Here is a 24,256-nt window from a genome sequence, read left to right as displayed (position 1 = left end):
ATGTTTATACGGTACCACCAGGAGCCATCATTGCTCCTTGGTCGTATTTGAACATTTCCGGTGCTATGTGATTTGCCATTGGCTAGGTGAACGGTACGCTAAGTAGCTGAATAGATCCTTAGCAATATGGGATAGGGGTGGGGAAGGCCGAACCGCTTTTCTTCGTGAAGAATCGTTCAGCCTTTATTTTTAGATCGTCTGGGGAGCCAGTTCTTGTTTCATTGCTTCTTTAACGGTATTTATCAGGTCTGCACTGACATCAAGCTCTTTGCATAACACTCTAATCAGGCGAATGACATGTCGGCTAAACTGGTTGTCAGGATTAAACTCGTTATAAAGGCTTAACCAAGCTGCCACCAGCTTCTGCTCGTGATAGCCTGTATGTTCCAGCTGGTAGAGTATTTCAATTATTGTTTCTTTCTCACCTAACTCTTCAATATCGTAGATATCAAACTCACTCATGCCCATGTCGTTATTGGGAGTGAACTCACTGTTGAGTGACTCAGCTAATGAGTGATGATTTTTTGCTTGAAGGCGAGTCAAGTTATGCACTTTTATTGGTGTGTCATCAAATTGTTGTCGCAAGAATGCCGGAATAGCTAAGCAGTCTAAATCTGGCATAGACTCTGATGAATACGTGGGCACACCTTGGCATACCACACCGCTACTTTCACCTATGACGCTGCCTAAACCGCTCTGGCCAGCAGGTATTTGGTGAGGAATTTGTTGAAGTTGTGGTATCGGAAGTTGGCCGCTATTATCATTTACTTTTACTAGAATATAGCTGGTGTGCTTGGTGAGTAATTGATACTTTTCAGCTAATGCTGTTGCTTTATTCGTATCTAGGCCCATTAACCGTTCATGGGCTGCAAGCCTCGCTATTAAACCGTTGTCATTTTGTTTGTGAGTTAGAGTGATAGTGGCGCCATAGATTTCATTCTCATTCTTGGCTTCATTAAACTCACCTTCAAAGTAAAAATCTGCCGTTGCCGGTGGATACCCTTCATAGTGACTTAACAGATTTACGGTATCGCCCAAAAATATTGTGCTTTTATGAGTAGGTAATGGGTCAAAACAAAGTGGTGCGGAATACTTGTCACTAAGGCAGAGTTGAGGATTGTGAATTCTGGTCTGCTTGATACGTTTAAAGTGTTGCAATATTCGCTTGTTCATCTGTTCGTTTGGTGTAACGAATTCACTCGCTCCCCCTGTTACTTTGGCAAGCTTAGATAAAAATGCTTCACTCACTGCACAGCCAACCCCAACCACAAAGTGACGGTGTTCAGAACGTTCTGCATTAGCGATTAATGCATCTTCATCCCACGTCTGTCCGTCAGTAATCAGTAGTAAATCTGTTGGTAAGTGGGGTAATGTTTTTGAATGGTAAGCGGCACTTAATGCTGATTGCATTTCTGTACCACCAAGATTTGCAGCAAGTACATTTAGCTTCTGTTTAGCGAGACTTATATTATTGCTATCTGCGATGACCGACTCATTAAAGAGTTGCTGGTGGTTAGAGCCAAATATAATGATATTGAAGTAATCTTGGGCGTTTAACAAATTGACTATCTGAAGTAGTGCAATACGCGCTTGTTCTATTGAGTCGCCGGCCATCGAGCCCGAACAATCGACAACAATTTTAATGCAGCGAGCTTGGTACTTGATGGCTGGGTTTTGCGATGAGTCTAGCTGTGGAATAAATGACGTTAACGCAACTGTGCTTTCACCATCGTTCGCCCAATAACCTTCTCCGATATATCCCTTTGGCTTATCAATTTCTAAAATGAAATCACGATCCATAGGCTGAGGGTGTTTAAGGCTTATCCTCATTGTTTGATCTGTTACTTGATATGCCAAGTTATGTGTTGGGCTATTGATAGCCGCTCCCGCAAGCAAGCCGTCGACAGTGATAGAGAAATTTAAATTATACGATGCTGACAATGACTGTTGAGGTACTTGATGCTCTGCAATACTGTTCTTTTGTGGCTCACCGTATTTAGGAGCGATAGTCGTAGGAAGGTAAAAACGAAGGCTATCACCTTGCCAGTGATGCAGCTGAGCGTAGCGGATTGAGATAACAGCTTCTTGCTCAGCTAGTAGATTCCCCAGATTGATACAGTATAGGCCATCGGCGGTTTTACTGAGTAGCACTGCAGTATCGCCACTAATAATCGCGTCTTCGTAATTTTCTTCTGCGCCCTTATGTGCTGTTACATGTCCTTGAAGAGCATCATCATTTAATTCGACTTCTAATGAGGTTAATACAGCATCAATGGGAAGGGGGAAAGTGTAAACAGTCTCAATATTGTTTGATGAGTTATTTTTATATTGTTGCTTAATCTCGACTTCAGATAGCACACCAGTAAGTGTTGCAGTTATATCGACAGACTTAAGCGCTACTTGCTCACCTGATAACGACGTTAACCCTATTTCACTGTTCATTTATCTTCCTTATCGCTTAATGCAATGCGTTGGTACAACGAGATTATTTCGAGAGTTAATTGTTTAGCTTGTTCAGGTGTTAGGCCTGCCTTGCTTGGATTCAAGGTGAGCGATATGCCTTCATCAATGTGTACATGACTGCAAACTTCAATATCACCAGGTTGGGCACGTTTAAGTGGCGGCAAAGGTTTTGTGCTGCTTTCATCAAATAGCAGTTCACTGATGCGCTCAAGTGACAACCCGGCATCTTGCCATTTCTTAATTTCTAGTAAGCGCTCAATATGTTCTTGAGTGTAAAAAGCGCCCCGACCACTGCCTTCAGGTGCAGGCATTAAAGACTTCTGTATGTAGAAGCGCACTGTGCGAGGGGTTAGCTCAACAAGCTGGCAAAGATCACTTAAGGTATAGCGGTTAATTTTTTTCATGACACTAATAGTAGACAGTTAAGGTGTTAAGATCAATGGTGAGTTTAATCAAAAAGTGCAGAACTGTTTGCTGTTTGCGAACGATCTTATAATTTGTAATTAATTACAAAAAATTACGTAAAAAATGTAATTACATTTTATTGGTGCTATTTTAGATTATTAACCTTAGTAACTACAGAGGTGAAAAATGGAACAATTAACTAAAAATGACACAATATTATGGATTAATCATGCGATAACTTATTTTAAAAGTATCGGAAAAACTCAAAAGGATATGGCCAAATTATTAGGTATAGAAGAGTCTAGGTTAAGTGAGATGAAAGGCGGGAGTGGGCTCATTTCACAAAATTTAATGGTTAAAATAGTCGAGTATTGTGGAGCCCCTAGAAGAAATCCGGGTCGGTACGAAGAAGTTGAGTTATACAATGATCTTCAACAGTTTTTTGATAATTTTAAATCTATTACAGTAAATCGATTCTATAGAAAATTACAAAAGCTAATTAAAAATGATGATATTTATAGTCAGTTGTTAGATGCAGTATCACCTCATGAACTGCACTATAAAGCAGATAAAGAAACGATTGAAGCCATGCTAAATGAGCTTTTTATATCTGAAGAGTTTCTGGATAAATGCGAGAAGTATTCAAAAGTACTCCTAACTACAGTAGGTTATGACGAACGACCTATTGAAGGTTTTCAATGGTGGAATATTGATGAGGCTGGATGTCGGATTTTAAGTATTGCAGGTTTAATAATCAAAGATTTTGACTCTTTCAAGCTACTGTATCTCTTTTCAAAACTATTTAGTGCTAATTTAGGGTTTAAGTTTGGCAGTGACACCCCTTTAAACCTTCAGCCTGAAGTGCCGAGCGAACCTGTAATTTTAACAGGTAAGTGCATTTTGATAATGAAAAGAGGGTCATTAGAAAGCACTATCATTAACTCTGCTTTTTTTGATTTAATTGGTAAGAAAAAAATCGGGATAGAACTTAATAAATATCGGGGGTTAAAGTTAAAATCTGAGCAATATATGCCTGACTATTGGCAAGAAGTACGTTGTGAATTGTACTTAAGCGATAATATGAATTACCACTTTCTAATATACTTATCCCCTACCTATATTGGAGAGTCGGCTGATATTGATGATGATTCTGGAAATCCTTTAAAATGGCGTGGTGATGTGGGTCCTGATGATAGGCTTATTATTATTCGTAATGTTAATTCATTGAGTTTGTATCAAAAAATTGAAGAAATAAGAAAATGGTTTGGTTTACCAGATGACTCACTTTTTGAATTAAAGCGAGAGATTGCCAAAGCAGGAGGCTATGTTCCTGGAGCCAGAGTGCTACTCTAATTTGATAATTAAGCCCTGCATATCACTGTTCTCGGTATGCGGGGCTACAATCTGAGAACTAAAATTATCTGGACAACATTGGAGAAATTACCTCTGATAGCTTAGTGATTGCTTCATTTCGCTCTTCAAAATAATCATGTTGGTTATAGATCCCTTCGACACCTTTAAGCTTATGATTCAGGCAACGCTCTGCGACATGTGCTGGTGTGCCTTGCTTAGCTAATAAAGTGCGGCAAGTGCGACGTAGGTCGTGTACGGTAAAGTGTGCCATATCACCCATTAAGTTGGGTGGTTGCTTCTTTTTACCGGCTTCATGACCAAAGAGTTTGGTGATAGCACGATTTAAAGTGTCTTTGCCCATGTGTGGGTTCTTGCTTGAACGCCTGCTAGGGAACACATATTCAGAGCCATAAGCCCTTATCTTTAGCTCTTGTATCCAGTCCATTACAATTTCAGGTAATGGGATAACAATGCCAACACCGGATTTACTGCGCTCTTTTGATAAGTTCCAAACCTTCTGCTCTAGATCAAACTCCTTCCATGGCGCTTCTGCCAATTCCGACTTCCTAATACCTAATGTCACCAGCAATGCACAAGCAAGATAGTTTTCACGGCTAAAGCTGTCGCTATTTTCGCGTGCAGTTTTAAAAAATTGAGTGAGCTCTTCGATGGTTAAGGCTCTGTCTTTACTCTTTTCTACTCCACCAGCATCAGTAACCGAAAATGCACTCGCTGGATTTGCGCTAAGCAGATCCAGTTTTATGCCGTGATTGAAAAGTTGCTTGCTGTACATCAGAGCGTCGTTAGCGATTGCTGGGCGGTTAGTGGCTGCGATGGCCTGTAATACTGCTCTTATGTCTCTGGCTCTTACGCTATCGACGTTGAAGCTGCCTATATGGGGAGCAATGTCTTTACGGTAGATACGTTCGGGGATTTCGTGATGTTTGAGTCTTTTGATATTACCTAAATGCCAATCGGCAAAGAGATCATCAACGGTTTTAATTTCGGCTTGTTCGGCACGTTTCTTGGCGACTAGAGGATCTAGACCATCACGAAACTGCTTCATTTTAATTGCGGCTTCTGCGCGAGCATCTGCTAATGAAAGATCACTGTATTTAGCCAGTGTCATCTCTTTGCGTTTCTTGTTGGCGGTGTAGCGGAGCATCCAAAATGGTTTGCCGGATTTGGGAACGACAAAATACAATCCTTCACCATCAGCGAATCGGCCAGGTTCACCTTTAGTTTTTGCTGCAACTTCCTTTGCGGTTAACTTTCCCATAAGCCCTTAGTCTCCAGTCAAATACAAGGGCGGGTGTTTTACCCACCGCTATGCATTTACTATATACTAAGTTACTCACCATATCACCCACCATTTAACGTTGGTAAGTGGTGGGTATTAATGAACCTCTCTGGGCTGAGATTTAATTAAATCTTTTAAAATCAGTGATAAAAGGTTTTGTTTGGACTCTATTGGATATCATTCAACGTTTTGGATCTGCTCGCGCATTTGTTCAATGAGCACTTTTAGTTCGACTGCTGCGGCGGTGACGTCGCTACTGATGGATTTAGAGGCAAGGGTGTTAGATTCGCGGTTAAACTCTTGCATCATAAAGTCGAGGCGACGACCTTGAGATCCGCCTTTTTTAAGGATACGACGTGTCTCGGCAACGTGAGCGTCGAGTCGATCCATCTCTTCGGCAACATCCATCTTTTGTGCAAGAATTACCATCTCTTGCTCCATACGGGCGGGGTCAAGTTCGCCTTGAATTTCGCTCAAGCGATTGGTTATTTTGTCGCGTTGCCATTGCATAACGCTTGGCATGTGTTCACGTACGATAGTGACTTGCTCGACAATTTGATCAAGGCGAGTTTGCAGCATGGTGTTGATGGCATCACCTTCGCGGCCACGGGCTTCGATGAACTGCGCAACTGCATCATCAAAGGCGACGAGCAATTCTTTGCTGATCGCGTCCATATCTTGTTCACTACCCGACATGACGCCTGGCCAGCGCAATACGTCGACGAGATTGATTTCGCCTTGTCCTGCTTCTTGTTTTACCCAGTTAGCCGCTTGGATGATCTGGGCAGCTAAGGCTTGGTTAAGCTGTAGGTCGCTGTCTTTGTTCTCACCTAGGTCATAACGTAGGTTGACTTCGATTTTTCCACGATTTAAACGTTTGCGTAGACGGTCTCTCAGCACAGGTTCTAGGCTGCGAAGTTGCTCTGGTAGGCGTAGGTAGGTTTCTAGATAACGCTGATTGACCGAGCGGATCTCCCAAGAGGCGGTGCCCCATTGTGCTTTGTGCTCGATACGAGCGTAGGCTGTCATGCTTTGGATCATGGGTTATTCCAATTGTTTAAATCGATTAATTGAGCTTCGATTATAGTCTGATGATGCAAAGGGTTAAAGCAAACTCTGCCGCCTTTACGCTTTGGCGCATGAATATCATGGCATCAATCGCCGCTAACCCCTATAATATGCAGCCAAATTTGCTTTCTCTTTATCTAAACAGGAATTTCCTATGCGCCCAAGTGACAGAACGCCCGCTCAATCTCGTCCAGTAACTATTACTCGACAGTTTACCGCTCACGCAGAAGGTTCTGTTTTGGTTGAATTTGGTGAGACTAAAGTACTTTGTACTGCTAGCTTCACTGAAGGCGTACCACGCTTTCTTAAGGGGCAAGGCCAAGGTTGGGTAACAGCTGAGTACGGTATGTTGCCACGTTCAACTCATAGTCGTATGGACCGTGAAGCAGCTCGTGGTAAGCAATCGGGTCGTACACAAGAGATCCAGCGTCTTATCGGTCGCGCGTTACGTGCAGCTGTTGATATGAAAGCGTTGGGTGAAAACACTATCGTTATCGATTGTGACGTGATTCAGGCTGATGGCGGCACGCGTACTGCGGCTATCACAGGTGCATGTGTGGCATTGGTTGACGCGCTCAACTGGGCTCGTGGTAAGGGGATCATCAAGAGCAACCCGCTTAAGTTCCTTATCGCTGCGGTTAGCGTGGGTATCTATAAAGGTGAGCCGATTTGTGATCTTGAGTATATTGAAGACAGCGCCGCTGAAACTGATATGAACGTCGTTATGACAGAAACGGGCAAGATCATTGAGATCCAAGGTACTGCAGAAGGTGAGCCGTTTAGCCATGAAGAGCTACTCAGTCTACTCGAGTTGGCCAAGCACGGTATTCGTGAAATCGTCGATGTGCAGAAGGCCGCATTGAGCTAATTTGTTTTATTGTTATTAAGGGCCCTACGGGGTCCTTTTTGTACCTTAATATCCAAACTATAAGTACTACCCCTACATTTTTAAGGAGAGATTGTGAAAGCCTATCAACGTGAGTTTATTGAGTTTGCCCTTGAGCGTAATGTATTAAGATTTGGCGAATTTACGTTAAAGTCAGGCCGCACTAGCCCTTACTTCTTTAATGCGGGTTTGTTTAATACGGGTCGTGATTTGGCGCGTCTTGGTCGCTTTTATGCGGCGGCGTTAGTCGATTCAGACATTGAGTTTGATCTACTATTTGGTCCTGCGTACAAAGGTATTCCGATCGCGACCACGACAGCGGTTGCGCTTTGCGATCATCATGACATCGACATGCCTTACTGCTTTAATCGTAAAGAGAAGAAAGACCACGGTGAAGGCGGCAGCCTCGTCGGTAGCGACTTAACGGGTCGTGTGATGTTGGTGGATGATGTGATCACCGCAGGCACTGCAATCCGTGAGTCGATGGAGATTATTGAAGCCCATAAAGCCCAACTTGCTGGCGTGTTGATTGCGCTGGATCGTCAAGAAAAAGGCAAGGGTGAATTATCTGCGATTCAAGAAGTTGAGCGCGACTTTGGCTGTGACATCGTGTCGATTATTAAGCTTGAAGATCTGATTAACTACTTGTCTGAAAAACCAGGGATGGAAGCGCAGCTGGCATCAGTAAGTGCTTATCGTGACCAATACGGGATCTAAAAGATAAGCTCAGATTACTAGAGCGCTCACGAGTTCGCTTCTAGAAAAAAAGCAAAAGCTATTTGGCTTTTGCTTTTTTGTTTTCAGTTTCTCGCGGCGGTTTGCCCCGTTCTAGTAGAGCCGAAGGCTCGCTCTCGAATCTTTTCTATTAGTTACTTAAGAATTCAGCTCTTGTCGCTGGATTCGATTTAAAAATACCGCCCAGCGCTGTAGTGGTGGTCGAGCTGGTTGAGTCCATTACGCCACGAGATTTTACGCAGTAGTGGACGGCATCCATCTTAACGGCCACATCTTGGGTTTCTAGCAGTGTCTGCAATGCCACCAACACTTGTTGTGTTAAGCGTTCTTGCACCTGTGGACGTTGAGCAAAGAAGCGCACGATTCGGTTAATTTTAGACAAGCCGATAATGTTCTTGCGCGGTAAATAAGCCACTGTCGCGACGCCATCTATGGTCACTAAGTGATGCTCACAAGTACTGGTGAGACTGATGTCTTTTACCTTCACCATCTCATCGAAACCCATTTTATTTTCGATAACCGTGATTTTGGGAAAGTTAGCGTAATCGAGGCCTGAGAAAATCTCATCAACGTACATCTTGGCAATGCGCTTTGGCGTTTCGACTAAGCTATCATCACGCAGATCGAGAGACATTAAGGTCAAGATCTCACGCATGTGGTGTTCGATTTTATCCTTGCGCTCTTCGCTGCTCAGCTCACACGGGAGCATAGGGGTCTCAAGACCACGTGCTAATAATGCGGTTTGCACCTGCTGTGCTGCTTCACTTAATGCCATTGTATCCTCCACCATGTGGATAGTGGTTAGTTCGACTGCAACAAAATCCCTAAATACGACCAATCTCACTTATGTGCTACTCAACAGGCTAGTCGAGCACGACGTCAATTTGATTGGTAAACTCGAATATTTTGTCGCTAAAATAGTAATTATAGCTCGCCAATTGCAGATAAACTTACAATGACGGGGCAAGGAGGATACCCTGATTTGCGGGTAATTTATACCCAGAATCAATAGGGGAATAGTAAAAAAGCCGATTGTGATAATCGGCTTTTGCGTTTTTGTTTTTAGAGCTTTAGGTTTTGTTTTAAAAAGCTCATCATTTGGCGATAGTACTTAGCGCGATGTTCATCGTTATAAAAACCATGTCCTTCATCGTCCATTACCAACTTCTCATAAGGATAGTTGTGTTTCTTTAAGCCTTCTTCTAAGGCTTCTAGTTGTTCGATTGGCGCTCGCTCATCCTCGCCACCATGCACCAATAGTAATTTGGCTTTTAACTTGTCGACATTTTGGCTTGGAGACATAGCCTTAAGTATTTTTGGGTCTTCGCCTAATACTTGAGCGAGATAGCGTTGACCTGCTCGACGGTCTTGCACGTCACCTTCATTAAACATCACCTCGAGATCATAAACACCTGCAAATCCAATGGCGCATTTAAACAAATCTGGCGCAAGGATTGGGCTTTGCAGTGCTGAATAACCACCAAAACTGCCGCCAACAATACAGATCCTGTCTTTGTCGGCGATACCTTGTTCGATCACATATTGGGTGGCATCAATGATGTCGTATTGAATATCACTGCCCCACTTTTGATGACCTGCGTGCTCAAACGCACTGCCGTATCCGCCTGAACCGCGGAAGTTAACTTGGAGTACTGCAGCGCCTTCGCTGGCAATCATCTGATTTTGAGCATCGAATCCCCACCAATCACGAGGGCCATGAGGCCCACCGTGGGGATTGACTACAAGTGGAAGATTCTTTGCCTCTTTGCCAAAAGGCAGTGTTAGGTAACCATTGATCGTTGTTCCATCTCTACTGGTAAAGGTAATGGGCTTAACTTCGGCCATTTGATCTGGATCTAACCAGTTTTTCTGAGATACTAAATATTCGAGTTTTTTCGTATTAGTATCGAAGATGTAGTAGTCGCCAGGATTTCGATCGTTGAAGGCTTTAATAACAAGCTTACTCATGTCGTTTGTCTGGCTGACTAAATGAACTTGATGGCCCGGTAGAGCCCCTAGTAACTGTTTTAGCGTGGTCGCCAATTTGTCTTCATTGTCAACAAACTCGTAAGTTGGATAGCCATTTTCATATTCAACTGCGTAAAGCGCTTTATTAATTTGGTTTATCCAAACATTACTTGGGTCTACCACTTTATCTTGGCTGATTAGCTTTTTAGTTCCCGTTTTTACGTTAACGAGATATACACCTTTTGGCTGATTATTTTCACTTCCGAGCACATAAACACTGTTCTTATCATCACTAAACGCTATAGGACTCATGTCACTTAGATTGATATTTAGCTTATCGGTATCGACCCAGTTACCATCATCAAGATAATAGAGGCTAGATGAAATATAGTCTCGAGTGCCGCTGACAAAACGGATATTACCATCGTGATCAGGTAGGAAGTTTGCATAAGATATTGGTGCAGTAGCTATTTTCTTTCGAGTGCCTTTGTAGACATCGACGCGATAAACCTGTTGAATGTTTTCTGGGGTGTTACTTCCTCCAGATCCCCAAGGGAGTGCTTTGACTAGCATATATCGCTCATCTTCCGGCATTGGGTCAAGGATATAAGCTGTGGCTCGTATCGGCGTATTTTTCTTAATGTGCGAACCTGTCTGCTGCTCGCCACCTAAGTATCCAAATAGATAAGCTGCTTTCGAACCATCAGCATTGATTGCCATTAGTTCGCCATAGTAGATAGGATGATCGCGCCAACCTTTCAAATACTCTTTGGCTAATACGACTCGTTCATCATTGACCCATTCGTACTGACCGACTTGGGCATTACTAGGGAATCGCACAACATTAACGGGCTTTTTAGTCTTTGCGTCGAGGATCATCAGCATATATTTGCCATCTTTAGAGGTGATAGCGCTGAGATAATCTCCACTAGGAGAAATTTTAACTTGACTGAATTCAGCCGAACGGCTGAATAATTGGGCTTTGTCTGTATTATTTGCTTGGGCATTACAGCTAAGTACGCATAAGCAAAAAAAACTAAACGACTTAATTAGTTTCATCGAACTTCCTTGTAAATCATTTTGTTAATGGTTGTAGGTTTTATGTTGCAACAGGAGAGTAAAATAAAGATTTTGTGAGCGCAATAATTTAAGGCAACCAATTAGGTTGCCTTAATAGGGACGGTCGTCTAACTTTGCAGCAGCTGTTGCTGAATAAAGTTCCACTGCTCGGCAAAGTGCTCGGTGGGTTTCTGTTTAAAATCACTGCGTACAAATTGTGCTATGCGGCCTTCGGCTACGGCTAATAATAAATTGGCTAGAATCGCTTCATCAATGTTAAACGCTTTACCTTCACGTAGGGTCTTTTCCCGCAAAATCTGCTTAAGATGGGTCTCGACTTTTGAAAATATCTGTCCGGTGCGATTACGTAGACGTTCATTTTCCCCAAGTAGTGCATCGCCATTTAATACTCGTGAGATCCCTGGATTGCGCTCGGCAAAAACCAGCAGGAGTTGCAGCAGTAGCTGACAGCGTTTCATGGTGTCTTTTTCATCATCCATGATGAGGTTGATACGCGATAGTAGGGACTCTTCGATGAAGTCGATTAGCCCTTCAAACATTCTCGCTTTACTGGGGAAGTGGCGATAAAGCGCCGCTTCTGATACGCCGACTTCGGCAGCAAGTTTGGCTGTGGTGATACGTTGCCCAGGACTGGTCTCTAACATAGTGGCTAGACATTGCAGGATATGTTCACGACGATTGATTTTAGGGCTTGCAGCCATTTAAGTTTCCTTTACTCAATTACTACAGGAGCCAATGGGTCAGTTAGCCCCATAGCTCTCTAATTCTGTGTTTGGCGCGTCGGATTATCGGGTGCCTGAGTGGCCGAAACCACCTTCACCTCTATCTGAACTATCAAACTCATCGACGAGTTTAAATTCGGCTTGTACCACAGGGACAAACACTAGCTGAGCTAGGCGATCACCTATCTCTATGCTAAACGGCTTATCGCTACGATTCCAGCAAGATACCATCAATGGGCCTTGGTAATCAGAGTCAATGAGACCAACTAGATTACCCAATACAATACCGTGTTTATGGCCTAAACCTGAGCGAGGCAAAATAACCGCGGCTAGGCTTGAGTCGGCAACATGTACCGCAATACCTGTAGGAATTAATTGAGTTTCACCAGGCTGAATCTCTAGTGTGGTTTCAATCATGGCACGAAGATCCATCCCCGCACTGCCAGGAGTGGCGTAGCCGGGTAGCGGAAATTGTGAACCTATACGTGAATCGAGAATTTTCAGTTCAATTGGCGTCTTCATGCTGTCTTCATCTGCTGTGCAATTAGGGTGAGTAGCTGTTTCGCTAAGGTCTGCTTGTCGGTTACCGGCAAATCATACTGGCCATTTGACCAAAAGACTTTCAGTGCATTGGCATCACTATTGAAGCCTAAAGCCGGATCTGAAACATCATTTGCCGCGATCATATCTAGCTTTTTTCGGGTCAACTTATCTTTGGCGTAGCGCTCGACATCTTGAGTTTCAGCGGCAAAGCCTACGGTAAACGGACGATGTTCATGAGCTGCAACCGTGGCTAAGATATCAGGATTACGCACTAGCGCAAGCGCCATCTCTTCGGCAGATTTTTTTATTTTATCGTTAGCTATTTCGGCAACGCGATAGTCGCAGACCGCCGCACAACCAATAAATATATCACTGTGATGTACTTGTTCCATCACCGCATCGAGCATCTCTTGGGTTGATTTTACATTAATGCGATTAACATTCAGTGGCGTATCGAGATTCACTGGCCCAGCGACGATAGTGACTTTTGCCCCCATATCCGCGGCGGCCTTGGCGATAGCAAAGCCCATTTTTCCTGAGCTATGATTGGAAATATAGCGAACTGGATCTATGGCTTCCCGAGTGGGTCCTGCTGTCAGTAATAGGGATAACCCCTGTAAAATTTTTGGTGCAAAAAACTGTTCGACACGCTCAGCGATAACTAAAGGTTCTTCCATACGGCCAGGGCCGATCTCTCCGCACGCTTGGCTGCCTGAAGCTGGCCCCCAAATGGTGATGCCTCTGCTGCGCAATGAGTCTAGGTTGCTTTGGGTTGCCGCATTACGATACATCTGCTGATTCATCGCGGGGCACAAGACTACTGGTGCCTCGGTAGCTAAGCAGGTTGTGGTAATGAGCTCATCTGCCATCCCCACATTGATGCGTGCGATGAGATTGGCCGTTGCGGGAGCGATAAGTACCAGATCTGCCCAGCGAGCCAATTCAATATGCCCCATGGCGGCTTCCGCTGCTGTGTCTAAGAGGTCGGTAGCAATGGGATGACCTGACAAGGCTTGCAGTGTCAGTGGGGTAATAAACTCTTGGGCACTTTGGCTCATCACTACACGCACATCGGCGCCGCGCTCTTTCAAACGGCGAACTAAGTCAGCTGATTTATAGGCGGCGATACCACCACCGATCCCGAGCAATATCTTTTTATTTGTCAGACTCATTTTCATCACTAATCGTATTTATTTTGCCTAGATTGGCGTGGAGCTAACCATACCACAATCCACCTTAGCTTGAAGATACAAGTTTTTAAAAACTGGGCCATACTCAATGTCTCATAAAAAATTTTGACAAATGAATGAGCGCGTTAAGCAACACGGAGGTTGTGATGGCAATTAAAGATTGGCCAGAGGGCGAAGGACCTAGGGAAAAGTTACTCAGGGAAGGGGTTAGCCAACTGTCTGATGCTGAGTTGTTAGCAGTGCTGCTTAGAAACGGTTTACCGGGGCAGAGCGCTGTTTCCTTGGCTCGTACTATGATTGGTCACTTTGGAGGCCTTAGAGCGCTAATGACGGCCAATCAGAGTGAAATGTGCGTTATCTGTGGTGTAGGCCCGGTAAAATATGCCCAATTGAAAGCGGCGATTGAAATAAGTAAGCGAATTTCGAAAGAAAATCTACAAAGAGGCAAGATTTTAACAGATCCTGATTTAACTCGAGACTATTTAATGAGACAATTGGCGGATCGTGCCTATGAAGTGTTTGCCATCTTATTACTCGATAGTCAGCACAGAGTAATTCAATTTGTTGAATTGTTCCGTGGCACCATAGATTCAGCCTCGGTTTATCCACGCGAAGTGGTAAGCCTAGTGCTTGAGAAAAAAGCCGCGGCTGTCATTGTCTGCCACAACCATCCTTCGGGTGTTGCGGAGCCAAGTCATGCCGACCGGCGAATTACTGAGCGATTGAAATACGCGTTAGCAACTATCGATGTTTCGCTTTTAGACCATATGGTTATAGGCGATCGTGAGATAGTTTCGTTTGCAGAGAGGGGATGGATAGATTGAATATCCCTTGATCTTTGATTTTAGATGCTGTATAAAATGCGCCCTCTTTGTGTGCCTCGGGCGACGGCCATATTCGAGGTACATTAGTGCTCGAGCGTTAAATTGTTTTTGGAGAAGATTGACATGTCAAGAGTATGCCAAGTTACTGGCAAAAAGCCTATGGTTGGTAACAACCGTTCGCACGCTAAGAACGCGACTCGTCGTCGTTTTTTACCTAACCTACAGAACCACCGTTTCTGGTTAGAAGACGAAAAGCGTTTCGTTCAACTACGTGTATCTACTAAAGGTATGCGTATTATCGATAAAAAAGGTATCGAAGTTGTTGTTGCTGAACTTCGTGCCCGCGGCGAGAAGGTGTAATAAACCATGGCTAAAGCTAAAGGTAACCGTGAGAAGATCAAGCTAGTTTCTAGCGCTAAAACAGGTCACTTCTACACGACTGAGAAAAACAAACGTAACATGCCAGAAAAAATGGAAATCAAGAAATTTGATCCAGTTATTCGTCAGCACGTTATCTATAAAGAAGCTAAAATCAAGTAATTCTTGATTCTACTTTTTTGAAAGCCCCTCCTCGGAGGGGCTTTTTTTTGGTTCATCGCGGCTTTCCGGGGAAAGCCGCTTTTATCTTCATAAAGAAGTAATCCGTATCTCTGTACCCATAGCCCATTCTTTTGATTAGTTTGATCTTGTTATTGATCCCTTCCAAGGTACATGTATTTAAATGATATGAAGCCGAAGCCACTATTCCATCAAGGTACGGTTTCAGCTTTCTAGCAAAGTTTATAAGTGGCCTTACTCCGCTTTCATGGACTTGTTGCCACCATACCTCCCAAAGGTCTTTGGCTTGTTTTTCCGAATCGCAGTACCAGAGCTCTTTAAGTTGAGCACCAAGCAAGTAAGTCACCATTAAATCACGGTTAATCGCAAGTATTTCATCCAGATAGCTTTGTTGCTTGGTATTTAATTTCTCTCTATTTTTCAGTAGCACCCAGCGCGAGCGCTTAACCCAACGACGTGCACTTCTGTCATCTTTAAGTTGATTGGCTTGATCTACTCGAACTCTGTCCATCACCTCTCGACCAAACTTGCCGACGACATGAAAGAGGTCATAGACAATACGAGCGTTAGGACAATGCGCTTGAACCTCTAGGTCAAAAGCGGTGTTCATATCCATTGCTACAACTTCGATATTTTGAGCATGTTCTCCAAGCGTCTCAAAGAAGGGACGTATGTCTTTGCGGCTTCTACCTAGACCAATCCAAAGCACTTGATGCGTTTGTGCATCTGCGATGACAGTGGCGTAACGATGGCCTTTGAATATGGCGAACTCGTCCATGACCAGTTCGCGCAAACGCCCCCAAGGCACCTCAGGCACGACACGTTTCAGACGTTGCTTATCTACCTCTTTGATGGTGTGCCAGTGCACTCCAGTAAGCTCTGAAATGTGTTTGATGGGTAGCAAAGGTAATAAATTCTCAATGTAATCAATTAGCCGATTAGTGAGGCGAGAATATGGCTTAACCCAAGAGATAGACTCAGTCTTGATACCACAATTTGAACACTTGATGCGTCGAGTCTGAACGAATAACTCAACTGGTATGCCTAGTATCATGGCATCCTTAAGCGTTCGCCACTGGGTGTCATGGATAGAGTCAGAAGCTTGACCACAAGAACAGTATGGAGCGGAGTCTGGAATTAAAGTGATAGAAATTAATGTGTCAGTTTTATAAGACTTTACGATCTGAAAGCCTTCCCAGAATGACGATAGGAAAGTATTATTCGGCATGAAAACGGTAGTTTGTGAAAGGTTGTGTTTGGCGATGTAACCTTACCACGAACTACCGTTTTTGTTTTCAGTTCCCGCTAACCTGCGAAGAACCTTTTTTTTGCCCTAATTTTGTGAGCACTCATGCCCCATCAGCGCTCTGTTTTTGATTTCTCAAACAGCACAATATTTTGCTTTTAATGGATGCGGTATCTGCGTGTAAATACGCTTTGTTAGGAAGGGCGGTGAGTGACTGAAGGAGCTGCACTAGACTATCTAAGTCGATGTAATCTATGTGCCATACCGATTGATATGCCGCCATTTTCATCTAGAACTAGATGTAATTCGTGCCTTTTTCATATTGTCTGAAGTCATATTGTATTGAATCAGTGTTATTAATAGAACAGCCATAGAAAGCTCTGAGTATTGGGTTGTTGACTATGAGCAATCATCCGCTCAGGTTACGAAGTAATTTCGCGTTTAGTCAGTTGCTTAACTATTATTTACTCAATTCTATAATAATGTCGGCTAATGAAAATAAATTCTTTTAAAGTGAATTTAAATGCAATATTATTGGCTGGTTATTCTTATGCAGCAATTGCTGTTACATAATTATTGATATTTAGAGGTTACGCGCGTGCGCACTACTGAGTTAGTCGATGGGTTCCGTCATTCCGCTTCCTATGTGAACGCACATAGGGGGAAAACATTTGTGGTCATGTTAGGTGGTGAGGCGTTGGCACAACGTCAGTTTCGCTCCATTATCAATGATATTGCTTTGCTCCATAGTCTGGGGATAAAAATTGTCTTGGTGCACGGTGCTAGGCCACAAATCGATGAAGCGTTAGCGCAAAATCAGTTAACACCAGATTATTACAATGGCATTCGAATTACCGATGATGAATCATTAAAAATTATCAAGCAGGTGGTTGGAGGGTTGCAGCTCGATATTACCGCCCGTTTATCGATGAGTCTGAGCAATACGCCTATGCAGGGCGCGCAGATCAACGTCGTCAGTGGCAACTTTGTTATTGCTCAGCCTCTGGGGGTCGATGACGGTGTCGACTATTGCCTTAGCGGTAAGGTGAGAAGGATCGATGTACAGGGATTAAAACGTCAGCTGGACAATCATGGCATAGTGCTACTTGGCCCAGTTGCCGCATCCGTTACGGGTGAGAGTTTTAATTTGACTGCTGAAGAGGTTGCGACTCAAATTGCAGTGAAACTCAAAGCCGATAAGATGATAGGTTTTAGTGCCGAGAAGGGAATTTTAGACAGTGACGGCGAAGTGCTTGCCGAGCTAATGCCGACTCACGCCCAGCAGATCTTGTCAGAGTTAACCGATGAGGACAATTGGTGTGTCGGAACTAGGGCATTTTTACAAGCCAGTATCGATGCATGCCGTAACGGCGTCGCTCGTTGTCATTTTGTGAGTTACTTGGACGACGGTGCTTTACTGCAGGAGCTGTTTTCACGTGATGGTATTGGTACTCAAATCGTTACAGAGAGCGCTGAGCGTCTGCGTCGCGCTACGATTGCGGATATTGGTGGCGTACTCGACCTGATTCGACCTTTAGAGCAAAGCGGAGTGTTAGTGAGACGCTCTCGTGAGCAGTTAGAGATGGAAATTGAGCAGTTTATGCTGATCGAACGTGATGCATTAGTGATTGGATGTGCTGCACTATATCCATTTGAAGAAGATAATGCAGGCGAATTTGCTTGTCTTGTTGTACATCCTGATTATCGTGATGCGGACCGCGGCAGCGTGTTGCTTAAGAACATTATCGGCCAGGCGAAGGTGAGAGGATATTCTCGTTTATTTGCGCTCACGACTCGTAGTATCCATTGGTTTTTGGAGCATGGCTTTGAAATTGTTGAGGTCGATGCGTTGCCCAATAAGAAGAAGCAGCTATATAACTATCAACGTAAATCCAAGATTTTGGCCCTTGATCTGTAGTGCTTTTAGCATAAAAAACCACGCTCAAGCGTGGTTTTTTATGCATCACGCCTCGAGCGAGTCGAGGCTTTTATATTATGTCAGCGGCGTCTAGCTCTCAAACCCATATCAAGGGTAAAAATCAGCAGTGCACTCCAGATAAATGCGAATGTCACTCCTTTTTCCAGATCGAATGGCTCGTTAAATAGGCTAACGGCAAGGATAAACATGATGCTTGGACCTAGGTATTGGAAGAAGCCTAACATCGACAATGGAATACGCGTCGCCGCGCCTGCAAAACAGAGTAGCGGGACCGAGGTTACCACTCCAGCCGCAATGAGTAACAGGTTCATGTTGATATTGTTAGTCAACATATTCGCCGTTGCAGAGTCCAATGTGGCAAACAGATAGATGATAGCAACGGGCAGTAAGATTGCCGTTTCAACCAGCAACCCCGTTTTTGCATCGACGTTTACCTTTTTGCGCAGCAGGCCGTAAAATCCAAACGATGCGGCTAAGGCAAGAGAAACCAGTGGAATGGAGCCAAAAGAGATGAGCTGAACCAGCACGCCAGCACAGGCTAAACTCACCGCAAACCATTGTAGTTTACGAAGACGCTCGCCCAGAAAAAGCATCCCTAATAAAACGTTAAGTAGCGGATTAATAAAATAGCCTAAGCTAGCATCCAGCATATGGTCATTGTTCACCGCCCAGATGAACAGTAACCAGTTTCCCGCGATAAGAATGGAGGTAATGGTTAATACCGCTAACTGTTTCGGCCGTTTAAATAGCTGGCGCAGCTTGGCGAATCCACCGATAAACTGCATTAAAATAACCATGAAAACGAATGACCAGATGACGCGATGAAGCAGGATCTCGGTCGCTGAAACTTGATTGAGAAGTTTAAAGTATAAGGGCGCAAAGCCCCAAAGGCTGTAAGCGCAAAGTGCTAAAACTATGCCTTTACGGTATTCGGTGTCGGCCATAAATCTGGGATTCTGATGTAAGAAGGAGGGGCATTGTAGGTCGCAACGCCCTTTGACTCAATAGAGATAAGACCTGCTTTAAGTTTATTCGCCGTTACGCATCACTGACACCCAGTAATATTAAGCTGACACTCTGAACGCGATTTCGCTTAGGCTCAAGCTAACCCACCATGTAAGTGCCTGTACCAAAAGCGATATGGTCACCTTTCTCGTTATGTAGTTCCATACGGCAGACGGATACACGATTACCCGCTCGAATAACGGTACCCGTACCCGTAAATTGTTCTCCTCTTCCTGGGCGTAGATAGTCGATACGTAAATCGATCGTTCCTAAGGTTTGTAAGCGAGTCTGGAGTTCTTCCATACTCCAATCATCTCGACTAGCGACAAGACCAGAAAATGCAGTCAGTCCGCCGACCACATCGAGCACTGTTGCGGTAACGCCGCCATGTAGGATTTGCTGATGTATATTGCCGATAAGTTCTTGTTTCATATTGACGACAACTTCAATACCATCGATGTCATAGCGCTTGATATCCATCCCAAGCAGATTATGAAACGGGACTTTATTGTCAAATATCTTCGCTACTGCGGCTAAGACCTGGGCTTGAACGCTCGTTGTCATCAGAAGACTACTCCATTAATCGATATCCAGTAGAGTAAATAACCTATATCTAAACAATGCCCCATAGCAAGCATTCGTTGGTTTTATGCGCTTGAAGTCATATCAAATTAATTTAACGACAGATAATAACTTATCTCCCAATGGTTTTATCCCTCAAGCGGGGCAATATACGCGAGTGTGAACTATAATCTTTGCAGTTATAACAATTGGTTAGTAAGGCGTGTACCCTGATGGTTCTCATCTTGCCTCATCAATAAATAAACTGCCTTTTTTAATTCGAACGCTTTAAAAGCCGATCATTTTGGATGTTGTCGAGACAAGATGCTTTGGCTTGATTAGAATAGGCGGCCCTATAGATGATAATGAAGACTGATGGACGCTGCAGTAAGTCACCTTGATCCCATTGAACATGATCCGCTAGCACATTGTTTGCAGGCGGTATTTGGCTATCGCACTTTTAGGCAGGGTCAGCGAGAGGTTATCGATCAGGCATTCTTGGGTCAAGATTCATTAGTCATCATGCCTACAGGCGGCGGAAAAAGCTTGTGTTATCAGTTACCAGCATTGCTGATGCCAGGACTTACCATAGTCGTTTCGCCGTTAATCTCCTTGATGAAAGATCAGGTCGATAGTTTAAAACAGATGGGCGTTGCCGCTGGTTATTTAAACTCTTCTCTCTCTCGTGAAGATTCGCAGACCATTTTTCAGCAGATGCATAGAGGTGAGCTTAAACTGCTCTACGTTTCACCAGAGCGGCTATTGATGGCCAGCTTTATTGAGCGGATTCAACACTTACAAATATCTCTATTTGCAATCGATGAAGCCCATTGTATCTCGCAGTGGGGTCATGATTTTAGGCCTGAATATGCCTCTTTAGGCCAGTTGCGACAGTATTTTCCTCACGTGCCTATTATGGCTCTTACCGCTACGGCTGATCAGGCGACTCGGCAAGATATTTGTCAGCGCTTAGGGATCACCCCTTATGTATTATTGACCAGCTTCGATCGTCCCAATATTCGCTATACCGTTGCCGAGAAGTTAAACGCTGCTAATCAGCTGAGACAATTTATTGAAGCTCAGAAGGGGAATAGCGGCATAATTTATTGTGGTAGTCGTCGTCGCGTCGATGAGGTGGCAGAACGATTGCGGCTGCAAGGCTATAAGGCCGATGGTTATCACGCGGGTAAGACGCAAGAAGAGCGGGGGGATATTCAAGATCGCTTCCTTAAAGATCAGCTAGAGATTGTGGTGGCAACCGTTGCATTTGGTATGGGAATTAATAAGTCGAATGTGCGTTTTGTGGTGCACTACGATATTCCAAAGAGCGTCGAGGCTTATTATCAAGAAACTGGCCGGGCGGGTCGGGATGGTCTCGATGCCGAAGCTTTTATGTTATTCGATCCCGCCGATATTGGTCGTGTGCGTCATCTGATCGAGCAATCAGAACCTGGCCCCCAGCAACAAGTAGAATTTCATAAGCTTAATACCATGGCGGCGTTTGCCGAGGCGCAAACCTGCAGACGGCAGGTGTTGCTGCATTATTTCGATGAAAGTGCGTCAAAGCCTTGCGGTAACTGTGATATCTGTCTGGACCCGCCTAAACGCTATGATGGTGTCGAAGATGCGCAAAAAGTGTTGTCATGTGTGTTTAGGTTGCAGCAGAAATTTGGTATCAACCATCTTATCGAGGTGCTCAGAGGTTCAAAATCTGCCAGTGTGCTGGATAGAGGACACGATAAGCTCTCGACTTGGGGGATAGGTAAGGATAAAAGCCATGAGTTCTGGCTGAGTATTATTCGACAAATTATTCATCTTGGCTTTGCCAGTCAGGATATCACCCGTGGCTCATCGATTAAGCTTAACCCTCAAGCTAGAGCCTTACTAAAAGGCGAGTTGCCACTGCAATTGGCAGAGCCTCGCATGGCATTGAAAACAGATGTTAAGCGACGAGGCAGCAGTCGAGCGCCGCTCAATTATGACAGAAAGTTATTTGCACGATTAAAGCTGTTAAGACGTAGTCTTGCAGAAGAGTTAGATGTGCCACCCTATCTGGTTTTCAACGATGCCACCTTAGCCGAAATGGCTGCGATGTTACCTACGAGTCCTGGCGAAATGTTGGCGGTTAACGGGGTTGGAGAAACCAAGCTAAATCGTTTCGGCGGTGAATTTTTAGATGAGATAAGTGACTATCTGGCTCAGGGCTAGTATCGCTTTAGTGTGCCAACTGGCCGTTATATCTACTGAGTTGATCAACGCTTGCTCTTTTTATTAACGATGTCAGGGTGTCATGATGTTGCATGACGGCCATTCCTAATGGGGCCTTATGGCCATTTTGCATCGGTTCAATAATGGTTTCTAGTTGTTTCGCTATGATTTGCGCGCCTTTAAGGGAGGTGAATGGCAGCATGATTAAGATCTGATCGCTACTCGTATTGATTAAGATATCTTGTTGGCGTAATTTGTTATTCAACAGGTTTACCAGCAATTCCATGTCAGCTTTGTATAGATGATTCTGATTTATTAACAATATGGTGATTGGATAACCTATCTGTTTCGCACTGGTCAGCAAAGCCTCCATTTTCTCATCGACGTTTAATGGCGCCTCTCTATGCATATCGACTTTCGGCGTGGGGATACTCCGATAACGTGATAGCAAGATAAAGATGGTGAGTATGAGGAAGAGGATAAGAATACCAATTAAACCATAGCTATCGCTGATTTGTGCATTGAGCTTGATGGGGTGAGGTTTATTGTTTTGTGACAACTGTTGATAGCGGCCCAACTGTGCCTTAATTTGCAGCAATCGTGTATCTTTTAGAAATTCATAGCTGCTCTGTGCGCTCTCAAAGCGTTTCAGTTGGTACTGATATGCCCGCTGAAAATCACCTTTGCCGACAAAATAGTTGCTTAAAACCTGGTAACAACCGATAAGTTCATCGAACTGATTGGTGCGTTCGCCAATCACAATTGCCTGTTGCATTAGGGATAAGCCCTCGTGCTCTTCCCCATTTGCTAACTGTATTTGTGCGAGTAACCGACTGGCTCTGAGACTGTCGTTAATCTTTTTCTGTTTGTTAAAAGTGTTGAGTGCAATATCTAAAAGTTGGGCTGCACTTTTATTGTTAGCCCGAAGAAACTCAATTTCAGCGAGTTCGGTATAACTTTCAGCTAATTCTGTTGCAGTCGCTATTTCAGGGATTAAGATTTTTGCTTCCAAAATCATCTCATCTCTAAACTTAGTTTCTTGATTAAAATGTGCGATTTTTGCGAGCGTTAACAATACGGTTAATCTGACTTTGCCAGTGGTTTGCTGGCTGTCTAGTGCTGCTTTAGCCGTATTGAAGGATTGATTTAAGGCTCCCTTATGACGCAATAGCTTTGCCATGGCGAGTTGTATATACGGTTGTGGTGGCGTGGCCCAATTTCGTCGTTGCTGTAATGTATCGGGATAAACGTCTTGTGCTAATCGCAGATCTTCGAGTGCGCTACTTTGGCTTTCGATGTGAGTATCTATTCGACCTCTGAGTAACAGGCCATTCACTAAAGATTGGGGCTGCTGTAATTCTCTAGATTGAAAAATAGAGGTATCTAATAGCGTTAGTGCCTGGCGTAGGTCACCATAATCGATATAAGCCGCTGCCATACAGTTGAAAAAATAGGGACTGGCTTGTTGAATTCCCATCGCCTTAGCTTTGGCATCGCTCATTCGAGCTAAGTTTATTGCTGCTTCATTTTCGCCAAGTTGGACATAGGCCTCACATTTAAGTAAAGCTAGCCTGAGTTGCTGTAGTGGTGTTGAGTTATCTTTGTCTAAGGTGGGTTCTAGGTCGGTAATTTTCGACAGAGTTGCATTGGGATATTGATAAACGGTTTCGGCTAATTTATCTAAGTCTGCCATAGTGTCCGCCCATGACGGCGTCAGCCAAAGGCTGAGGCAAAGCACTATGAAACGAAAATCCATTTAAAAAACTCCGAAACTAGATCACTAAGATATTTCCATTGCGAGCATTATACTGATTTTTTATAGCTAATTGCATAAAAAATATCTAGTTCAATGCAAACAGCAGTATTGCTGGATTTATAAACTAGTATGCTGAATTTAATCATTAAGTCATCAACTTAATCGAATAAATTGCCGAGTTTGCGCCCTAAATCAACATTTTCAGCTGGTCTAATATCTCAAAGGTGAAAAAAATGGGGTTGACTATTATGGCTACACACGTTAAAAATTAATCGTCTTTACCAAAAACACAGAATAAATAGTTACTTTTTTTGAATATAATAGATGAATACTAATCGTGCACTACTCAGCCTCCTTATTCTCTTTCTCGCAGACTCTGCGCGGAGAATGTAGTGTTGCACGCTTAATAACACACCCCAGCATTCATAAACCCCGCGCCTTACAAC

21 protein-coding genes are annotated in these 24,256 nt (G+C 43.8%); 8 read left to right on the top strand and 13 right to left on the bottom strand.

What is annotated here, in order from left to right; genetic code table 11:
- Positions 1–189: 189 nt before the first annotated feature.
- Both K0I73_RS17020 and K0I73_RS17015 read right to left on the bottom strand, forming a co-directional pair.
- Positions 190–2,442: a VIT domain-containing protein gene (locus K0I73_RS17020; protein ID WP_220062210.1), complete on the bottom strand. Its 2,253-nt coding sequence runs from the start codon at positions 2,440–2,442 to the stop codon at positions 190–192.
- On the bottom strand, positions 2,439–2,867 hold the full coding sequence (locus K0I73_RS17015) for a helix-turn-helix domain-containing protein (RefSeq protein WP_220062209.1): 429 nt from the start codon (positions 2,865–2,867) through the stop codon (positions 2,439–2,441). The genes K0I73_RS17020 and K0I73_RS17015 overlap by 4 nt, the downstream gene beginning before the upstream one ends.
- A 187-nt stretch (positions 2,868–3,054) precedes the next feature.
- Here K0I73_RS17015 and K0I73_RS17010 point away from each other — a divergent pair, with 187 nt between their 5' ends.
- The gene (locus K0I73_RS17010; protein WP_220062208.1) at positions 3,055–4,221 is read left to right on the top strand and encodes a helix-turn-helix domain-containing protein; all 1,167 of its coding nucleotides are present in this window, start codon (positions 3,055–3,057) and stop codon (positions 4,219–4,221) included.
- A gap of 64 nt (positions 4,222–4,285) precedes the next feature.
- Here the strand turns inward: K0I73_RS17010 and K0I73_RS17005 are convergent, their stop codons facing one another.
- Complete coding sequence (locus K0I73_RS17005; RefSeq protein WP_220062207.1) at positions 4,286–5,500, bottom strand: tyrosine-type recombinase/integrase; 1,215 nt, start codon at positions 5,498–5,500, stop codon at positions 4,286–4,288.
- A 198-nt stretch (positions 5,501–5,698) separates the two neighbouring features.
- Positions 5,699–6,562: a YicC/YloC family endoribonuclease gene (locus tag K0I73_RS17000; protein ID WP_220062206.1), complete on the bottom strand. Its 864-nt coding sequence runs from the start codon at positions 6,560–6,562 to the stop codon at positions 5,699–5,701.
- A 181-nt stretch (positions 6,563–6,743) separates the two neighbouring features.
- On the opposite strand from K0I73_RS17000, the gene rph reads away from it, so the two are divergent.
- Positions 6,744–7,457: a ribonuclease PH gene (rph, locus tag K0I73_RS16995; protein WP_028763040.1), complete on the top strand. Its 714-nt coding sequence runs from the start codon at positions 6,744–6,746 to the stop codon at positions 7,455–7,457.
- 93 nt (positions 7,458–7,550) lie between these two features.
- Positions 7,551–8,192 carry an orotate phosphoribosyltransferase gene (pyrE, locus tag K0I73_RS16990; protein ID WP_220062205.1) on the top strand — a complete coding sequence of 214 codons (642 nt, stop codon included), beginning with the start codon at positions 7,551–7,553 and terminating at the stop codon, positions 8,190–8,192.
- 148 nt (positions 8,193–8,340) lie between these two features.
- Here the strand turns inward: pyrE and folE are convergent, their stop codons facing one another.
- The 5 genes from folE to coaBC form a co-directional block, all read right to left on the bottom strand.
- Positions 8,341–8,985: a GTP cyclohydrolase I FolE gene (folE, locus tag K0I73_RS16985; RefSeq protein WP_069671232.1), complete on the bottom strand. Its 645-nt coding sequence runs from the start codon at positions 8,983–8,985 to the stop codon at positions 8,341–8,343.
- Positions 8,986–9,272: 287 nt separating this feature from the next.
- The gene (locus K0I73_RS16980) at positions 9,273–11,237 is read right to left on the bottom strand and encodes an alpha/beta hydrolase family protein (protein WP_220062204.1); all 1,965 of its coding nucleotides are present in this window, start codon (positions 11,235–11,237) and stop codon (positions 9,273–9,275) included.
- 128 nt (positions 11,238–11,365) lie between these two features.
- A complete protein-coding gene (gene slmA, locus K0I73_RS16975) occupies positions 11,366–11,959 on the bottom strand; it encodes a nucleoid occlusion factor SlmA (protein WP_220062203.1) in 594 nt (197 codons plus the stop codon).
- An 84-nt stretch (positions 11,960–12,043) separates the two neighbouring features.
- Complete coding sequence (dut, locus tag K0I73_RS16970; RefSeq protein WP_220062202.1) at positions 12,044–12,502, bottom strand: dUTP diphosphatase; 459 nt, start codon at positions 12,500–12,502, stop codon at positions 12,044–12,046.
- Positions 12,499–13,695 (bottom strand): bifunctional phosphopantothenoylcysteine decarboxylase/phosphopantothenate--cysteine ligase CoaBC, encoded by a 1,197-nt coding sequence (gene coaBC, locus K0I73_RS16965; RefSeq protein WP_220062201.1) that lies wholly within the window; start codon positions 13,693–13,695, stop codon positions 12,499–12,501. The genes dut and coaBC overlap by 4 nt, the downstream gene beginning before the upstream one ends.
- 164 nt (positions 13,696–13,859) lie before the next feature.
- Between coaBC and radC the strand changes: the two genes are divergently transcribed.
- The 3 genes from radC (at position 13,860) to rpmG (ending at position 15,077) form a co-directional block, all read left to right on the top strand.
- Entirely contained in the window at positions 13,860–14,537 is a 678-nt protein-coding gene (radC, locus tag K0I73_RS16960) for a RadC family protein (RefSeq protein ID WP_220062200.1), read from the top strand.
- Between the two features lie 123 nt (positions 14,538–14,660).
- Positions 14,661–14,897, top strand: a complete 237-nt coding sequence (gene rpmB / locus K0I73_RS16955) for a 50S ribosomal protein L28 (RefSeq protein ID WP_011867275.1) — start codon at positions 14,661–14,663, stop codon at positions 14,895–14,897.
- Positions 14,898–14,903: 6 nt separating this feature from the next.
- On the top strand, positions 14,904–15,077 hold the full coding sequence (rpmG, locus tag K0I73_RS16950) for a 50S ribosomal protein L33 (protein WP_007651290.1): 174 nt from the start codon (positions 14,904–14,906) through the stop codon (positions 15,075–15,077).
- Between the two features lie 52 nt (positions 15,078–15,129).
- On the opposite strand, the gene K0I73_RS16945 is transcribed toward rpmG, so the two are convergent.
- Entirely contained in the window at positions 15,130–16,323 is a 1,194-nt protein-coding gene (locus tag K0I73_RS16945) for an ISL3 family transposase (protein WP_220062199.1), read from the bottom strand.
- A 616-nt stretch (positions 16,324–16,939) separates the two neighbouring features.
- Here K0I73_RS16945 and argA point away from each other — a divergent pair.
- A complete protein-coding gene (gene argA / locus K0I73_RS16940) occupies positions 16,940–18,259 on the top strand; it encodes an amino-acid N-acetyltransferase (RefSeq protein WP_220062198.1) in 1,320 nt (439 codons plus the stop codon).
- 80 nt (positions 18,260–18,339) lie between these two features.
- Here argA and rarD read toward each other — a convergent pair whose 3' ends face one another.
- Both rarD and K0I73_RS16930 read right to left on the bottom strand, forming a co-directional pair.
- On the bottom strand, positions 18,340–19,224 hold the full coding sequence (gene rarD, locus K0I73_RS16935; RefSeq protein ID WP_220062197.1) for an EamA family transporter RarD: 885 nt from the start codon (positions 19,222–19,224) through the stop codon (positions 18,340–18,342).
- A 160-nt stretch (positions 19,225–19,384) separates the two neighbouring features.
- Complete coding sequence (locus K0I73_RS16930; protein WP_220062196.1) at positions 19,385–19,849, bottom strand: thioesterase family protein; 465 nt, start codon at positions 19,847–19,849, stop codon at positions 19,385–19,387.
- Between the two features lie 372 nt (positions 19,850–20,221).
- On the opposite strand from K0I73_RS16930, the gene recQ reads away from it, so the two are divergent.
- Positions 20,222–22,054, top strand: coding sequence for a DNA helicase RecQ (gene recQ / locus K0I73_RS16925; RefSeq protein ID WP_220062195.1), 1,833 nt, complete (start codon positions 20,222–20,224; stop codon positions 22,052–22,054).
- A 7-nt stretch (positions 22,055–22,061) separates the two neighbouring features.
- Here recQ and K0I73_RS16920 read toward each other — a convergent pair whose 3' ends face one another.
- Positions 22,062–23,810 carry a tetratricopeptide repeat protein gene (locus K0I73_RS16920; RefSeq protein ID WP_220062194.1) on the bottom strand — a complete coding sequence of 583 codons (1,749 nt, stop codon included), beginning with the start codon at positions 23,808–23,810 and terminating at the stop codon, positions 22,062–22,064.
- Between the last annotated feature and the right edge of the window lie 446 nt (positions 23,811–24,256).

The organism is Shewanella mesophila (assembly GCF_019457515.1).
Taxonomy (GTDB): domain Bacteria; phylum Pseudomonadota; class Gammaproteobacteria; order Enterobacterales; family Shewanellaceae; genus Shewanella; species Shewanella mesophila.
The sequence above is the reverse complement of the archived record's forward strand: the minus strand, read 5'-3'. Positions and strand labels throughout refer to the sequence as shown.

Coding starts and splice junctions, on each gene's coding strand:
- folE (WP_069671232.1), bottom strand. CDS start 8,985: ATGGCATTAAGTGAAGCAGCACAGCAGGTGCAAACCGCATTATTAGCA.
- K0I73_RS17015 (WP_220062209.1), bottom strand. CDS start 2,867: ATGAAAAAAATTAACCGCTATACCTTAAGTGATCTTTGCCAGCTTGTT.
- slmA (WP_220062203.1), bottom strand. CDS start 11,959: ATGGCTGCAAGCCCTAAAATCAATCGTCGTGAACATATCCTGCAATGT.
- K0I73_RS17010 (WP_220062208.1), top strand. CDS start 3,055: ATGGAACAATTAACTAAAAATGACACAATATTATGGATTAATCATGCG.
- K0I73_RS17000 (WP_220062206.1), bottom strand. CDS start 6,562: ATGATCCAAAGCATGACAGCCTACGCTCGTATCGAGCACAAAGCACAA.
- rpmG (WP_007651290.1), top strand. CDS start 14,904: ATGGCTAAAGCTAAAGGTAACCGTGAGAAGATCAAGCTAGTTTCTAGC.
- dut (WP_220062202.1), bottom strand. CDS start 12,502: ATGAAGACGCCAATTGAACTGAAAATTCTCGATTCACGTATAGGTTCA.
- K0I73_RS17005 (WP_220062207.1), bottom strand. CDS start 5,500: ATGGGAAAGTTAACCGCAAAGGAAGTTGCAGCAAAAACTAAAGGTGAA.
- K0I73_RS17020 (WP_220062210.1), bottom strand. CDS start 2,442: ATGAACAGTGAAATAGGGTTAACGTCGTTATCAGGTGAGCAAGTAGCG.
- recQ (WP_220062195.1), top strand. CDS start 20,222: ATGGACGCTGCAGTAAGTCACCTTGATCCCATTGAACATGATCCGCTA.
- radC (WP_220062200.1), top strand. CDS start 13,860: ATGGCAATTAAAGATTGGCCAGAGGGCGAAGGACCTAGGGAAAAGTTA.
- rph (WP_028763040.1), top strand. CDS start 6,744: ATGCGCCCAAGTGACAGAACGCCCGCTCAATCTCGTCCAGTAACTATT.
- rpmB (WP_011867275.1), top strand. CDS start 14,661: ATGTCAAGAGTATGCCAAGTTACTGGCAAAAAGCCTATGGTTGGTAAC.
- rarD (WP_220062197.1), bottom strand. CDS start 19,224: ATGGCCGACACCGAATACCGTAAAGGCATAGTTTTAGCACTTTGCGCT.
- K0I73_RS16980 (WP_220062204.1), bottom strand. CDS start 11,237: ATGAAACTAATTAAGTCGTTTAGTTTTTTTTGCTTATGCGTACTTAGC.
- coaBC (WP_220062201.1), bottom strand. CDS start 13,695: ATGAGTCTGACAAATAAAAAGATATTGCTCGGGATCGGTGGTGGTATC.
- K0I73_RS16945 (WP_220062199.1), bottom strand. CDS start 16,323: ATGCCGAATAATACTTTCCTATCGTCATTCTGGGAAGGCTTTCAGATC.
- K0I73_RS16930 (WP_220062196.1), bottom strand. CDS start 19,849: ATGACAACGAGCGTTCAAGCCCAGGTCTTAGCCGCAGTAGCGAAGATA.
- K0I73_RS16920 (WP_220062194.1), bottom strand. CDS start 23,810: ATGGATTTTCGTTTCATAGTGCTTTGCCTCAGCCTTTGGCTGACGCCG.